The organism is Paenibacillus ottowii (genome assembly GCF_050516475.1).
Lineage (GTDB): Bacteria > Bacillota > Bacilli > Paenibacillales > Paenibacillaceae > Paenibacillus > Paenibacillus ottowii.
This window is the reverse complement of the sequence record NZ_CP191577.1, coordinates 4852583-4868692: the sequence shown is the minus strand read 5'-3', so window position 1 is coordinate 4868692 and position 16110 is coordinate 4852583. Positions and strand designations below refer to the sequence as shown.

The window sequence follows — 16110 nt, the reverse complement described above, 5'->3', positions numbered from 1 at the left end:
TAACTATATTATCAATAAAGGAGCTTTAGCATGCTCACACAAATCACACATCTAGATAATACGCTTTATGAATCTATTCAACATGGCCAAAATGATTTTCCCATTCAATACTATGTTGATGAGCTATATAAATTGGAAAATAGAAGATTTCCGCTTCACTGGCATTTCGAACCAGAATTTTTTAAAGCACAAGGTGGAGAACTAAAAGTTCAAATCGGTAATCATTTTATTAAATTAAATTCAGGGGACGGCATTTTTATTAGTAGCAATACTTTACATTCTTTTGAACAAATAAATGAAAACGATATATGTAAATGTCCCAATATCGTCTTTTCTGCGGAGATAATAGCACCACACACAAGCAGCATTTATCAAAAATATGTGAGGCCGCTCCTTACGAATTCTAACTTACCTTATTTTGTTTTGCATTCCGATATTCCTTGGCATAAAGAAATTTTAAATAAGCTTTCTGATGTTTTTGCCTTATTACACAAATATGGCCTACAAAGTCCTTATGGGTCTTTTCACGAAATACACTTGAATGTCGAACATCTAGAAGAAAATTGTTTCGAAATGCAGGTTCAATGCTATCTTAATCAAATATGGCAGTCTATTTATAATCATTTGGATGAGATCCCTAAAATCACTCAAACCCAAAGAGATATACAGTACCAAGTGCGATTGCAAAAAATGCTAGCTTTTATTCATCAGAATTATATGAACCCAGTTTCACTGCAGGATATTTCGATTTCAGCCAGCATAAGTATAAGTGAAGCGTCTTGCTGTTTTCATTCCTTTTTGAATTGCTCACCTATTGAATATTTACTAAAGCATCGTATTGAATCATCAAAGAGTACAGAACGCATATTCAGCCTCCCTGCTGAGCTTTTCCCCAGTGTAATTTCCCGCCTAGTTCTAGGTTCATTTTCGTTACTCCTAATTTAGATTTGGATAAAGTGTAGTTCCCTCAAACTGGTTATAAAAGACAAGCCCTCAAATCTAGAGGGCCGCTTTTGATATAAATCAGCTATTCATTTGAGCCGCTTTATTCCATCTCTTGCATAAAAGGAGCATCAGCCTGCACAGGGCTTTATGAAAATAGCGTTTTTGCATAACACGACAAAAACGCTAGTTATACTTTACTCATCTGCACCGATATTGACGGTCTTCCCTTTCACGCGGGGCTCCCCGTCGATATCCTCAGTTCCAATAATGGCGTTATCCGTTGATCCAGAATCGATCGCTGGTGAGGAAGATTGCAAATGAAAGTCGCCCTTCGTGGCATTCGCGAATTTAGGGTCGGCCAATAGAGAATGTGTGTCGTTACCTGTTCCTGATTTGTACGCGGAGAAGCCTACATATTCCTTATTTTTCCAGGTCCAATTAGCTTCCGAATTGCCGCTGGGTGCAAAATATAGATTATAATCCACAATATTGCCAGTGTTTTTGGTGTTTCCATTGTAGATCAACACATCAGTCGAGCTGGCTACAAAAATATTGTTCTTAATCACGTTGTTTCGCGTATTGTACTGAACCAAAAGCTGGCCGCTTCCGTCGTCAAATGTATCGTTCTTGTACACTGTATTGTTCACGATCTTGCAGTTAACTGTTGAGCCACGCTCATCATCGTATCCACCCATGGCAATGCCTGTTAACCGATTATTATATATCACATTACTGCGGACCGTAATGTTGCTGGTGGCTTTGCCAACATGCTCGGAGGCAATTTCGATGCCGATGTCGTTGTTATAGCTGTAATTCTGTTCAATAATGCTTTCCTTGCCCCCATCCACATAAATACCGCCGGCCGAGTTGTCATTGCTCTTATAGGATGGGTTGTTTCGAACAGAGTTATTATACACCCGGTTACTCTTCACCAGCCCGTTCCGCGCTTGATCGTAAGTCGTATTCGGCGCAGTTCCTTCAAAGCCGATCAGATCGATTCCGATGTTGTCGTTATCGTGAATGAGGTTGCTGGTCACTGCAAAACCATCCACATTACCGTTTAATACGACCGCCTCGCTGGAGCCAAGTACGAGATTGTATAGTTCATTGCCGTTAATTGTCAGGTTGTGAATCGATGCAGGAGCTTTGGTGCCATAAACAGCAATGCCGTGGGCATCCCGGCCCAGTCGGTCTTTACCAGTTGGGGTGGCTGTGTTTTTGATGTCGTGGATTTTGTTATCAGACAGATTGATGAAGCCCCCTGCACCGTGGACGTAAATTCCTGTAGGCACTGCATTTTTAGAAGTAGTAGAAAAATTGCGGATTTCAAACCCCTGGATGGTGACATAATCAACATCGGCCAATTCGATTAACCCTTCGTTCCCGCTGGCCGATAGTCCAGTCCCGTCGACAATGGCAGTTTCGTTGCCATAGCTTGCGAACACTATAGGGCCTTGCGATGCAGAGCCAGATCGGGTAATTTTCAGTTTCTCCTTGTATACTCCGCCGCGGACGTAGACCTTGCTGCCCGGAGGGACGGTGTCAGCCGCATGCTGAAGCGTTTTCCACGGCGCGTCGCTCGTTCCCGCGTTGGAATCGCTGCCACTCGTCGCCACATAATATTCGGCACCGGCCGCTGAAACGGCAGGAGGTTGTACATTACCGATTGCCAGACTCAATCCCAAGCTTAAACTTACAAGCAAAACTCTTCCTAGTTTCTTCACGTTTTTTCATCTCCACCCAAATTTTACTTTTATCAAACCTACGGTATCATCAATTTGCCTCTTCTTGCAAGTGTAGGCTGGTCTCCACCGATCGGCAAGCTATCGGTGCCTCCCCATGAAATAGCTATGTCGCCTCCCCGATAATGCAAAGTTTATTTCAACAAAAAAGGACTGCCGATAAATTTCGCCGGCAGCCCTTCTCTTCCAAGTAGTATACTCCTCAATCTTGTTCGCTGGACAATTCCTTAAGCGATTTGATTTTACCATGGGGATGCTGTTCTTGCTTTCGTGACTTCCATGCAGCTTCTTTCCTTCTCTTCTGGTCAGCCATAACAGATATCCTCCTTTGGAAATTGTGAATGTATACTACTTCCTTAAGTTGTCATTTCTTGACTCTGTTCATTCATAAAATTAAATTCGTTACATTTTGTATATACTTTTGAACTAAAATTTTAATTAACAGGCATCTTGTTAAAGAATGTGATGTCGTCGATCGGTAGCCGGGTCGTCTGATGACCTGGTTGTGCCGCTTTGCCAAGTGCAATCAGCATGATTGGAATGTACCGCTCAGTGATACCGAACGCTTGCTTAAGCTCGGCCGCGTTATAGCCGCCCATCGCGACAGTATCGTAGCCGTGAGCACGTGCAACCAGCATGAGCTGCTGAGATACAATACCACCATCGATATGAATGATTTTGTGAAAGGTTTCCTCCGGCAACGAGGCATACGTATGAATCGATCTTTCCACGAACGATTTAGCGGTATCTTCCGCTATATAGCCGTATTTTACTGCTTCGCCGAAAACTTCATCAAGCTTCTTATATCCTTCCGTATCACCAAGAACAACGATCACCGCAGCAGCCTCAGTAACCTGGGATTGATTGTAGGCGATGGGCTGCAGTTTTGCTTTCAGTTCCTCTGTCTCAATTACCAAGAAGCGCCAGGGTTGAACATTACTCGAAGAAGGCGCAAGCGTCGCTTCTTTCAGCAACTCCTTAATTTCCTCGTGAGACAGACGAACTGATTTGTCGTAATGACGAACAGAGCGACGCTCGCGGATGACATCGGCAAACAAGGCGGAGCTCTGCACAGCTTGAGTTGAGGTTGACATTATGAATCCTCCTTTGAGTAGATACTGTTTTTTATTCAGCACAGTTAAAGTCAGGCTAAGCAATTAATCAAAGCTTGAATCCTGCTAAAAACGAAGTGCCATGAAAAATCCCAAAAATTTTTCCGCTTTTGCGCACAGGTATAACTGTGTTTATTATGACACAGTATAACCTAAAAATGAACGCCGTGCGCGGCTTGCATTTAACTGTTGTTTATATTGCACAGTATAAAATCTAAGCAAGCCGCTGTCAACCTTCTTTTTCCAGATCCATCTAAAGCTTTGCTTCCAGTTGTTCGGCGAGATCAGCAATCGTGTACTTGCTTAATACTCCGCGTATGCTGTCGTCCATTTCTTGGGTAATATCCTCAAGCGCAGATTTCATACATTTACCGAGCGGATGCGTGCCAGCTGTCTCGATAATACCAAAGGAAAACCTGCTGCCTGAACGAAATACATCGTACACATCAACCAGTCGTATAGACTCTGCAGATTTTCTAAGGTGGTACCCGCCGTCACGTCCTTCCCGGGTTCCGATAAATCCTTCCTTGGCGAGAACGGAAAGTATACGGCGCAGCAGAGAAGGCTCCGACTGAAGATATTTGGCGAGTTCAATACTTGGACAAGCTATGCTTTTGTCCTCCTGCGACAAAATAACAAGCGCTTGAATAGCCAGTCCAAACCACTTTGGGTGCTGAGTCGGTGTACAATACTCTTGCTTCAACCTTTACTCTCTCCTTCCAGCTTACACTTAGCTAGTATGAGTAGATTGTACCTAATTCCCTAATATGCTGCAATAGACGAGCTTACATTTACATATTTAGATATGATATTGGCTTTTAAATGCGAAAATCTCATCAACAGCTTGGTGATACCCACCAGTTCTTCGAAAGGATTCTCTAATATGTGCAACAGCTTTCTTGAAAGATGGGAGGCTTAACACATGCTCTGCGGCTTCACGTAATTGATGTGCAGTCAAGCTTTCCATTTGCAACTTAATGCCTGCTCCCATATCGGCGACTCGCCCCGTAATAATCGGCTGATCCGCGCTTTGCGGGATGACGATCAGCGGAACCCCGTAATAGAGCCCTTCATGGGTACTATTCATTCCACCATGTGTAATAAATAATTTAGTGTATTGCAGAATATCCGTTTGTGGGACCTCATTTTTTACAATGAAGTTTTCAGGAACTTCCCCTAAATCGGAAATTTGAGTTCTCTTTCCGATCGACATGACAATCGTATGATCTGTGTTCCCAAATGCCTCAAAACAAAGCTTATAGAAGTCAGTTGCTTGGTTAAAGACTGTACCCAGCGAAATGTAAATTGGGTTGTTCCCCTTGATTGCAGTAAAATCGAAGTTTTGTTGTGTTAAGCGTGAAGAGATGGATGGACCTACAAATTTATAAGTTTGGTCGAATGCTTCTCCATAAGGTTGAAACTCCCTTGTTGTATATACGATTGTAAGTGGTGCAGGATTACAAAACACTTCGTAAGGTGAATGGATCTCCACGCCATATTTATCTTTCACCATCGCCGTCAGGTTTTGAAATTTATCGTTTATAGGTTTACCTATATCTGTAGGGACATGATTGGAGAATTGTTCCATAATATGATTAAATGATTCCTTTGACTGGGCAAAAGAAGTACAAGAGTTAATTGCAGGAAGCTTAAGAATTTGAGCAAGCAAACGTCCACAACCAAACATGGAATCATGGATGATGTAATCAAAAGGCTCTCCTTTAATCTGTTCGAGAACGCTCGGAATGACGATATCTGCTGTAAGTAAAAGACCGTTGATTCTTTCCAGCAAATAATCTCTTCCACCTGAGATAAAAGCTTTTATAAATTTTTGATCATCAAATGTTCGTACTGAAGCTCCCGTTCTCTCCATACGCTCCCTAAAAGCTTCAATAGAAAAGTACACTACCTCTTCTCCACGCGAAATAAGCTCTTGCACAACTCTAATGGTTGGATTGATATGTCCCTCTGATCCACCATTAATAAATAAAACACGCGCCATTTCTTCCACTCCTTAGTTCATTTTCTTCAGTAAAATTAGCCGCTTCTGGTTCTAATATGTTCTGTTAAATCCGGGTGCTTAGGGTGCTCCTTCTCTAATGAACATTGTAGCTTCTTTTTCAACTTAGTATACTTTTAGCCGTCTCCATAACAAACAAAGCCGCCAATTTAGCGGCTTTGTTTACAGCAAAAAAAGCTTGTTTTCATACTGGACATCGTTGACTATGTTTAATAAATCACGGGTTACTGGATGACTGTTTTTTGTATGAACCATTAAAAACTGTGCTTAATCTCGATGTAGCCCTAATACCATTAGGACCCTCGATGATAATACGACCTTGTTCCGTAAAGCTTGATCCTTGCCAGTCGGTAGCCATATCCAGATAATCGAGACCCGGGCTGTTTCCTTTCCATGACCATGCTAGATAACCTACACCTTTTTGTTCAGCGTAACTCATAATAGTAGCCTCATCCACATCGCCACTCGTATGTTTGATGCCGAATTCTCCAATCACTAGAGCCAGATTTTTATTCAGTACATTATCCATATTGCTTTTTACTGTGGCGGCATTCCCACCGGCATATTCATACATATGAATGGAAAACATCGTATTTTTAAGCGGATCTGCATTAAAAACTTCTGTTCCGTAGTCAAAAATAGATTGCGGATATTGTCCCCATCCTGCACTGTCAACCATGATCGTATTTTTGATGCCAGCATTTCTGAGCTTAGGTATAACGGACTTATAACCTTGCGCCCAACCTCCGCCATCCCATGTTCCATACCATTCGTTCGCGATATTGAGGATAACGGTGCTTTCTTTTCCGATAAGTGCGCTTTTCATTTCAATCCAGTAATTTGAAATATTATTCAATATAGTAGCGCTGTCAGACCCTGTACCATCATGGACTTCAAGAACAACGACTAATTTGTTTTGCTCTGATAAAGTGATTAAATTTTGAATCACTGACAGATCATCTTTCGTCCATTGCTGACCATCCGACAGTACGATTCTAATGGTATTTGCCCCCGTTTTCGCAATGGCAGGGATCGCCACTGACTCTTGTCCCTTATACCATGTATAAGCGTGATTGATTCCCCTCATAACGAACGGATTTCCTTTGGCATCGTAGAGCGTTGTTCCGTTAATATAAAAACCTCTATTTTCAGAAGTAGAATTTGTCGTAATTTTTACGATATTGCTTGCTGCTGAAATGTTTCCTGCTGCATCCCTGGCTTTGACAGTGAAGCTGTACGTTGTATTGGCGGTAAGCCCCGTCACCGTGTAACTTGTCGTGGTGGTTGAACCGACCAATGTTGTTCCATTATACACATCGTAGCTGATAACATCTACATCGTCGGTTGATGCTGTCCATACAAGGCTTACTGAAGTATTTGTTTTAGAGTAGCTTTCCAGGTTCGCTGGTGCTGTTGGAGCCGTCGTATCTGGGCTTGAGTCAACAAGCGTAAACTTCCATTTCTGCTGGTCGTTTCCGTTATCTGTCCATTGCTGTACATTTGCCCCGTCATTAGTATAACCTCCGATTACATCCAGCGCTTTACCGCTAGATTGTACAAGCAACTTATAATATCCACCGCCGACGTCAATGATTTTCCATTTTTGATTGGACGAATCGTTGTCTGTCCATTGCTGTACATCGGCACCATCTTCTAAAGAGCCTCCGGCTACTGTTAATGTTTTACCGCTGGATTGCACAATCAATTTATAATATCCGTTGCCAACGTCAATCACTTTCCATTTCTGCCGAGCGCTGCCGCTGTTCGTCCACTGCTGCACTTTCGCTCCATCAGCAGTGAAGTCTCCTGCCTCCAGATTTTTCCCACTATGCTGTGCCGTTAGTTTATAGGTTTCACCTGAAACAATACTTGTGTCAGCGGCGCTGGTAGTAACATCAATCACATTGCTTGCATCTGACACGTTGCCTGCGACATCTCTGGCTTTCACGTAAAAGCTATATGCCGTGTTGGCTGTTAAGCCAGTAACGATGAAGGATGTCGATGCACTGGACCCTATGAGATCTGATCCTTTGTAGATGTCATAACTGGAGACACCTACATTGTCTGTAGATTCCGTCCACTGCAAGCTTACCGTCGTATCCGATACTGAAGAACTAGTCAGATTGGAGGGGGCTGTTGGAGGTGAGTTATCCTCCGGTTCGTCAGCTGAATGCACTTCCAATTCCCAGAGGGAATATCCGTAATTGGTAGCCCTTTCAATGCCGTTCATTCTTACATATCTTGCGTCTGTTGCTTCGAAAGATATCTTATCGATTCCTCCGTCTCCAGTCGTGGTGGAATAGATGGTAGTCCAATGCTCATTATCGGTCGCTTTACTCAAATCTTCAATGGAGCTTGCAGTTGCCGACTGGTTGAGCCTGGAATTTTCGGAAGCGCTCACATTTTTGATCGGCAACATACTTATAAGCAATCCAAACAAGATCAAGCATGTTATAGTTTTTTTCATTTCCAAACCTCCTATTGAACATAATAAATAACTAATTGGTTAAGTCTTCTCCTTTCCGGTTATAATTGGGTGAAAAACATACAAACATGGAGCAATCCTCAAGAAACCGCTTTCTTGTACGGCCGCAAAATTAAATCGCTTTAATAAATTTTCTGCATCGTTTCCCGCGATGAAAATTTATCAAAGCGACCTAAGGCATATATATTTTTGTTTTTCAGTACTATTCCTTGATGAGTAAAAAGTTTTAAAATCTGTTTTCCTAACTTCACGGCATAGGTCCTAAAAATGCAAAACAAGACAACTTTCTGCTATCAGTTGTCTTGTCTAACTTTGTTTTATTTATGTAGCTGTCGATTAAACTCGTCAAACAAACAATCCTCTACTTATTCGGTAGAGGATTGTTGCTTTTCAGGCTTCCTATTATGTATCTGTGCGTATATCATCCCACTCCTGTCCCATGTAACCAGTGAGCCATTTTAGCACACGATGACGTTCATACACTACACCATCATCCAGATTTCCAGGGGCGGGCTGTTTATGAATACGGCTATCCACACACAACCAGTCATAACGCCAAATTAAATCGGCTTCATCTAAAATTTCCTTGCTGCTGCGCAGCCTTGAGCTTGACAGAAAAGCTTCAAATGAGTCAAATTGCTGCAGCTTTGAAACAGACAAGGGCACGTCGCAAATCCCAGTTGGGTCACCTAGCTGATCAAGATGGCCCAAAGCCCATAACAGAACCCAAAATCCTTCATAACGCCAAGAGAACTGGATACCTTCCGACTCATCGACGTAATCATTGAATAGGAATCTTTTTTCTTCTGGTGAAAAGAAACGGTCCGCGCCATACTGATCAGTCACTTGATTTATCATCCGTTTCGTGTCTTCCATGCTTTCACCCGCACCGATACACTCGCCTTTCAATGCCACAATACACAAGGCAACGGCTCGGCCAGCCACTTCCTTAAGAGAACGGATGCTGTCCGCGGCTTCATCTCCTAGCCTGCCTGGGATCGGCGGCATTTGCGTAAAGCCTTGATCGACCAATTTCTTTTCCGATTGCAGCTTTCGCTCCATCCCAGATTCGCTAATTCGGTCCTCTCCATGCAAATAACTGACATGAGCAGTAATTGTATAATCTTCCACTTCCGAACGGCCATTGACATCTAATAACAGACTTCCATCAGGTGCAAGCAAACTACCGCCACCCCAGAACATTAGCCCATCCAGCGATTTTATGAAATCAAGCAATTCGGCAAAGAAGGCTTCGGATATATCTTCCTCGGTCTCCACACCAATCACCATATTCAGCGTACTTATCTTGATCAGCAGCTTTTGCTGCAGTTGTTCGTTCTCAGCAGGAATCTGGCTGAAAAAATTTATCATTCCGTTAAGCATGGAGGCAAACTCCTCCGGATTCGTTTTGCTGGTCATTATGTTAAACCCTTTGACCTTCTTATTAAACCAGCCCTTGCTTTTGACCTCAAACCTAGTGTTACTTTCATTCACATGTATCTTGTTATTGGGATAAATCGACTTTAATAGTCTCTCAACCTGACCCAAATCGAAGGTGGAGCTGTATAGCGCACAATTTCTCATGGTGACCTCCTTATGACCACACTACGAATAGTCCATGTTTGTTACTTACACGGTTCAATTAACTCTGCAAAAGCCGATGCAGCAATGCCTCTCCCTCATTCTCAAACCTTCGCTGCGCATTCAGGAATTCAGGAACCTCTTGCAGCCGGGAAGGTCTGTACCCAGGACCGCCACAACCGCAGGAATGGTATGTATATCTATTTTGGTACAGAAGCTCTATCTTTTTCCACTGCTTGATATCCGTTTGCTTCGGGGCTTGAAAATCATGCCCCATGTCATGCATAGGCGCCTGGCATTGCGGACAGACATGGACAATCCCCTCATATTTTTCCTTTGGAATCTCAAAACGGGATGTTTGTTTATATACCTTCCTACATACAAAGCAGGCAAAGATATCTTTGTATGGGCCGTACATTGCGTATCTACACATATTTTCACCCTCTTTAAAAATTATAATTGCGATATTATTCTTTGCTCACATATTAGCAATCTATCAATCTATTATTTTTGAACAATCAAAAATACATTCACAGTGCCGCAGTATTAAGAGTACATAGATGTCGAGCGGGTGTTTCTTTTATATTAGAGCGACATCATAAAAATAATCAAGTTAAACAGTCCTTTCTAGCGCATTCCTCGTGGTGATGCTACTATTTTTTTTTAGCATTAAGATTTTGTTCAAAGGGGGAATTATGTAGCATGTTGTTCTTAACAGTTAACTAAGAAGACTCCAAAGCCGCAGTCAAAGCGGAACTGGAGCCTTCTTTTTAACAGCACTGAAACATCTAGAGCAGAATAAGCAAATCCCAGGCCTGCTATTGGGGCAACCCTCAGTCTTGTAATTTTTATATGCTGCGAATCAGCTTCAGGCTGGTACTCGTCTACACATCTAATGTATATAAGGGTAGATTTTCTGGTAAAGCCGCCGGGCGCTGACATGTACTCTGCATCTGATAAAAGGTCTGCTGATCGGAAGAATCATGAAATGCCCACATCGCCTCCAGCACATGGTAGGCCAGTTCCCCGCTAGCGCGGTGAGGGCGTCCATTCCGGATAGCGTAGGCCATATCAGCAACACCGATACCTCGTGTATTCTCCTGGTAACCTGGCAGCAGCGGGACCTCGGTCCAATTTTGCTCGCCTACCAGCCTGAAGCGAACTGGCCCTCCGAATGTATTCGGGTCAGGTACCTGCAATGTACCATGCGTACCATATACCTCGATCGGTGGCAGAGTACTTCCACCAAAGATGTCAAAGCTGGTAATCAGCGTACCAACAGCTCCCTGCTTGAAACGCAACAATCCAGCCACATGGGTTGGAATATCGACTGAGATGGTCTGGCCTCTCTTTTTCTCGCTCGTAATTGTTCGCTGATCCATCGCTTTGCTAGTCATGCCCGAAATGGCGGCAATCGGTCCCAACAATTGCACCAGAGCCGTCAAATAATAAGGTCCCATATCAAACATCGGACCACCACCAGCTGCATAATAAAATTCAGGATCAGGATGCCAATGTTCGTGTCCACGAATCATCATAAAAGCCGTAGCAGCAACCGGATTCCCAATGACTCCGTCTTCAATCAGTTTCAATGATGTCTGTATACCGGAACCAAAGAAGGTCTCCGGTGCGCAGCCGACAAGCAGTCCTTTTTGTTGAGCAAGATCCAAGACTGCCTGGCCCTGCTCTCGGGTGACAGCAAGTGGCTTCTCCACATAGACATGCTTGCCAGCCTCAAGTGCTCTTAGACACACATCAGCGTGAACGCCCGGGATGGTCAAATTAATGATGAGTTCGATCTGCGGATCAGCCAAAATCTCATCTACCGTATATACGTTTGGAACGTTGAACGTTTTTGCCTGCTCCTCTGCCCGACCTTGGTCCAGATCCGCTACTGCGAACAGCTCCAGAATGTCGAAACGATGGCAATTTTCCATGTAAATTCCGCTAATTTTACCGCAACCGATGATACCCACTTTCATTTTTTTCATGCCTGAACTCCCTTCTCCTTCAGAAAAAATGGATAATGGCATTCTTTTATTGCATCGGATATCCTTTCACGCTACTGCTGCTGGCTGTCTGCCATCCCCGTATATGCCTCTGTCAGGGAGCTATGACGGTTGACCGCCGCCTGTTTGCCAGCTGCAGTCCACAGGAACCCGCTACGCATCATCTCGGTCACTTGAGGTATATCTATGATATCTGCGTGATGACCTAGCGAATTGTAGAACACGCGTCCGTTCCCCCATCGTTTTGTCCATACAACAGGCATATCCACTGGTCCATTGGCCGAATGAGGTCCCGGAACGACTGGGAAGCGTGTGGTTGCTAGCACCTCAACCGCAGGGTCTACATGGAGGTAGTACTGCTCGCTTTTGACTTGAAAATCCTCAATGTGGTCCAGCAACGGGCTGGAGCCTCGCTTAATATTCACACTATATTCCACCCCGTCATTGCCGGGATGTGCAACCCACTGCCCACCTGTCATGAATTGCCAGTCTACGTTGTTCCGAAATGCATCGCACATGCCACCGTGGCAGCCTGCCAGACCTACGCCGCTTTGAACTGCTGCTGATACGTGATTGACCAATTCCTGCTCAATCTGGCCCATAGTCCACATGGGAACGATCAGGTCGAGGCCAAGCAGTTTCTCCGCATCCTGGTAGGCGTCAAGGTTATTAGATACCTCTACCTCGAACTGTTCTTCCTTTAAAATACGTTCAAAAATAGCTGCCACCTGCTCCGGTTCATGTCCGTCCCATCCACCCCATACAATCAGTGCCTTGCGCATCTGTAATCCACTCACCTTTCGGAATGTGTTGTTAACCTACATTTCTTCAATGGATACCCAGCGGCGTTCCTTTATAGATCGTTCTACTGCTTCAAGCACGGCCTGGCAAGCGACCCCGTCATGAAAGTTCGGTGAAGGTTGCCGTCCTTCGGAGATAGCACTCAACATCTCTAGCATCTCGTGGGTGAAGGTATGCTCGAATCCAATTGTATGTCCTGAAGGCCACCAGGCTTCGGAATACTTGTGTGCCGGATCGGTGGCGAGCACGCGGCGGAAGCCTTGAACACCTTCCTCATCCTGTGTGAAATACACTTCCAGCTCATTCATCCGCTCAAAGTCAAACCGTACACTGCCTAGACTACCGTTGATTTCGAATGAATTTGTGCTCCGATGTCCAGCAGCAAAGCGTGTGGCCTCAAAGCTGCCCAGCGCACCTCCGGCAAAACGTGCTAGAAATAACGTGGCATCATCGACCGTTACTTCTCCCATCGGTGCATTGGCCTCAGCACTCCTTTTGGAGCTTAATCCACTCATCTCCAAAGCCAGCGGGCGCTGTTTGATGAACGTCTCGCTCATGCCGATGACTTCGTGAAATTCGCCAACGAGGAACCGAGCGAGGTCAATCAAATGGGCGCCAAGATCGCCATGAGAGCCAGAACCGGCCACTTCTTTTTGCAACCGCCATACCAGCGGGAAGGATGGGTCCATGATCCAATCCTGAAGGAAAAAGGCACGGAAATGATAAATCTTGCCTAGGCGGCCGCTTTCGACTAGCTGTTTCGCCAGTTGGACAGCCGGAGAAAAGCGATAATTGAAGCCAATCATATGACTGACTCCCGCTTTCTCTGCTGCCTCCAGCATGTCACGGGAATCTGCCAGGGAAAGTGCAAGCGGCTTCTCACAAAACAGATGCTTGCCATGGAGGGCAGCTTCCATGACAATTTCCTTATGGGCATTACTCGGGGCGTTAATGTCAATAAGATCAATATCGTTACGTTTCACTAGATCACGCCAATTCGTAACACTCTCGCTCCAGCCGAACTGGTGAGCAGCTGCTTGAACCCCCTGCTCGTTACGTCCACAGATGACGGACATCTCTGGCTGCAGCGGGGCGTCTGGGAAGAACATGGGTAGACTACGATAAGCGTTGCTGTGAGCCTTGCCCATAAATTTGTAGCCAACCATTCCAATACGAAGACGATTAGACATGTCGTGATCCTCCTTATGGGTATGAGTTTCAACGAATTATTGACGAATGTTATTATTGACGAATGGATGACGCCCTGACAATCAGCGCTGTGGATAGGAGTTCTCTGATCGAGTCGCTCCCCGCCAGTTCCAGTGCCGGAATAAGATCCTGAGAACCTGGTATAAGCTTCGAGGCTGCAAGCTCCCCCATCTCATAAAAAGGTACGCGGACACTGCTTAGCGGCGGAACAGCCATCTCAGCTGCATCCGAATCGTCATAGCCCACAAACGCTGGGAATTGCTCAACTGCCAGCCCGCGTTCACGGAGACCCTGCATTACACCGAGGGCCATCCGGTCGTTCGCTGCAAATACGGCATCAATATCATCTAATTTATCTAGAATTGTAGTCGACGCTTCGAACCCACTTCGACGACTGTAATTCCCTTCCAGAACCAACTCGTGGTCATATTCAATATCAGCCTCCTGAAGCGCGATGAGATAACCTTTCAATCGCTCAGTACTGTTGGAATAGGTATCCGGACCGTTGAGAAAGGCTATACGCCTGTACCCCTGTTCAATGAGGTGATTTACAGCCGCTCGGCTTCCTTCTACATGGTCTGCATCCACTTCACAGAACGACTGTCCTTCAAAATGGTGATTCATGACACAGAACGGTCGCCCCTCTTCCTGAAGTTTCCTAAGAGCCTCCACCTCATCGTGGTCATCTTTTGCTCCAAGAATGATACAACTGTCGACCCTTTGCTGGCGGAAAAGACTGCTGTAGTCCATCCGTTCCCCTGGCTTTCGGAACAATAATAGCAGATCGAGCCCGCTGTCTCTGGCCTTGTTGCCAATACCGCTCAGCATCTCGGAGAAAAAATAGGCAGAGAACAGGTGCGCCTTCGGGATATAAGGCATAACCACACCAAGATGGCCGCTTTTGCTTCGGGCAAAGTTGCGGGCCAATGCACTGGGAACATATCCAAGTTGATTGGCAACGTCCAGGACCCTTTTCCGCGTATCTTCCTTGATCGGACCGGTCGCGTTCAATACCCGAGACACCGTCGCTTCTGATACGCCGGCGAGTTCTGCTACTTCCTTGCGCGAAACGATATTGCTCACCTCCAATCATTTTATGTACGCGCGTACATTTTCTCATGCAACCCTACCTCTGTCAATCCCGGAAAGCGTGTCACATTGAAGTTTAAGCTCTTTTTTACTAAGTATTGCTAAATTTACGATCGTTCAATAAAGCAGCGACATTCGTAAGACATTACTTTCTCGTCCATGACCGCCGTCGTTTTCGAATCCCCCTCTAAGGCTTGAGCAAGCTGATCATTCCTACTCCTAACATCAGCACCGTAACTCCCATAAGTATAGCTATCCATCCCTGAGGGCTTTTCTTCTCCTTAACTATTAAAATGCTACCGACACAAGCAATCGCAATGCTTGCTTGAGAGATCGGAAAACTAGCCGCCATGCCAATCCGACTGTTGGAAATAAGTAGTGCTAGATTAGCAATGCTCCAGACCAATCCTGTAGACAAATTGCGAAGCACTGGAGAGAACCGCAGCCGATGCTTGCCTGTCAGAATTATGACCAGGGCCGAGCATATCATTCCGAGCGATTGCGGTAGAATGACGGACAGTCCAGTTGTATGAAAGTACTGATTAATAAATACATAACTACTTAACGCTAACCCCGAGCAAACCATCATCAAGATAATGGGTACCGACAAAGGCTTAGATAGCCCAGCAGACTTGACCTGATAGCTGGTTAATAGAACTCCCGCCAATATACATAGAAGAGAACCAACACCCATCACATATTGGTATCCTGTTATCCATTCACCCAAGATCAGTGTGGCAAATAGCGTCGTCCCTATCAACTGTAGACCGAAAATGACAGGAATGGTGATGGATATGTCCACTTTTTGAAAATAATAAAAATGGAGCAATTGTCCAGTGGTCCAGAAAATACCGAATATAAAACTTACCACAAAAGGAACCAGTGCTATTGAGGCTGGCTGAATGATATACAAGCCCAGGGAAATCAGAACAGCACCAATAACGGTACCTGTCAGTTGTTCCCAGGGACTGGCTTTAGTCATATGCGCCAAAATCGGCATGACTCCCCAGCCGATGGCTGGAATAAAAGCGATTATAAAATCCACGCACGGTTTCTCCTCCCGTAAAGGTAGTCTTCTTACATTCGTTAAAAATACCATGCAGGAAAAAAGCAACAA

14 protein-coding genes are annotated in these 16110 nt (G+C 44.8%); 1 reads left to right on the top strand and 13 read right to left on the bottom strand.

What is annotated here, in order from left to right:
• The first annotated feature begins 30 nt into the window (after positions 1 to 30).
• On the top strand, positions 31 to 945 hold the full coding sequence (locus ACQQ6X_RS22670) for a cupin domain-containing protein (RefSeq protein ID WP_305167142.1): 915 nt from the start codon (positions 31 to 33) through the stop codon (positions 943 to 945).
• A gap of 194 nt (positions 946 to 1139) precedes the next feature.
• On the opposite strand, the gene ACQQ6X_RS22665 is transcribed toward ACQQ6X_RS22670, so the two are convergent.
• The 13 genes from ACQQ6X_RS22665 to ACQQ6X_RS22605 all read right to left on the bottom strand — a co-directional run bounded on the left by ACQQ6X_RS22665 (position 1140) and on the right by ACQQ6X_RS22605 (position 16038).
• Positions 1140 to 2669, bottom strand: a complete 1530-nt coding sequence (locus tag ACQQ6X_RS22665; protein WP_305167141.1) for a right-handed parallel beta-helix repeat-containing protein — start codon at positions 2667 to 2669, stop codon at positions 1140 to 1142.
• Between the two features lie 220 nt (positions 2670 to 2889).
• Entirely contained in the window at positions 2890 to 3000 is a 111-nt protein-coding gene (locus tag ACQQ6X_RS22660) for a DUF6254 family protein (RefSeq protein ID WP_222847812.1), read from the bottom strand.
• Positions 3001 to 3121: 121 nt separating this feature from the next.
• Positions 3122 to 3781, bottom strand: a complete 660-nt coding sequence (locus tag ACQQ6X_RS22655) for a nitroreductase family protein (RefSeq protein WP_305167140.1) — start codon at positions 3779 to 3781, stop codon at positions 3122 to 3124.
• Positions 3782 to 4052: 271 nt separating this feature from the next.
• Entirely contained in the window at positions 4053 to 4502 is a 450-nt protein-coding gene (locus tag ACQQ6X_RS22650; RefSeq protein WP_305167139.1) for an RrF2 family transcriptional regulator, read from the bottom strand.
• Between the two features lie 96 nt (positions 4503 to 4598).
• Positions 4599 to 5801, bottom strand: a complete 1203-nt coding sequence (locus ACQQ6X_RS22645) for a macrolide family glycosyltransferase (protein WP_305167138.1) — start codon at positions 5799 to 5801, stop codon at positions 4599 to 4601.
• 235 nt (positions 5802 to 6036) lie between these two features.
• Positions 6037 to 8286, bottom strand: coding sequence for a cellulase family glycosylhydrolase (locus ACQQ6X_RS22640; protein ID WP_305167137.1), 2250 nt, complete (start codon positions 8284 to 8286; stop codon positions 6037 to 6039).
• 420 nt (positions 8287 to 8706) lie between these two features.
• Positions 8707 to 9888: a DUF4272 domain-containing protein gene (locus ACQQ6X_RS22635; RefSeq protein ID WP_305167136.1), complete on the bottom strand. Its 1182-nt coding sequence runs from the start codon at positions 9886 to 9888 to the stop codon at positions 8707 to 8709.
• 58 nt (positions 9889 to 9946) lie between these two features.
• Positions 9947 to 10318, bottom strand: coding sequence for a hypothetical protein (locus ACQQ6X_RS22630; protein WP_305167135.1), 372 nt, complete (start codon positions 10316 to 10318; stop codon positions 9947 to 9949).
• A gap of 451 nt (positions 10319 to 10769) precedes the next feature.
• Positions 10770 to 11876: a Gfo/Idh/MocA family protein gene (locus ACQQ6X_RS22625; protein ID WP_305167134.1), complete on the bottom strand. Its 1107-nt coding sequence runs from the start codon at positions 11874 to 11876 to the stop codon at positions 10770 to 10772.
• 71 nt (positions 11877 to 11947) lie between these two features.
• Entirely contained in the window at positions 11948 to 12676 is a 729-nt protein-coding gene (locus tag ACQQ6X_RS22620) for a ThuA domain-containing protein (protein ID WP_305167133.1), read from the bottom strand.
• A gap of 36 nt (positions 12677 to 12712) precedes the next feature.
• Complete coding sequence (locus ACQQ6X_RS22615; protein ID WP_305167132.1) at positions 12713 to 13885, bottom strand: Gfo/Idh/MocA family protein; 1173 nt, start codon at positions 13883 to 13885, stop codon at positions 12713 to 12715.
• 52 nt (positions 13886 to 13937) lie between these two features.
• Positions 13938 to 14993: a LacI family DNA-binding transcriptional regulator gene (locus ACQQ6X_RS22610; protein WP_305167131.1), complete on the bottom strand. Its 1056-nt coding sequence runs from the start codon at positions 14991 to 14993 to the stop codon at positions 13938 to 13940.
• Positions 14994 to 15180: 187 nt separating this feature from the next.
• Positions 15181 to 16038, bottom strand: a complete 858-nt coding sequence (locus tag ACQQ6X_RS22605) for a GRP family sugar transporter (protein WP_305167130.1) — start codon at positions 16036 to 16038, stop codon at positions 15181 to 15183.
• Positions 16039 to 16110 lie beyond the last annotated feature (72 nt).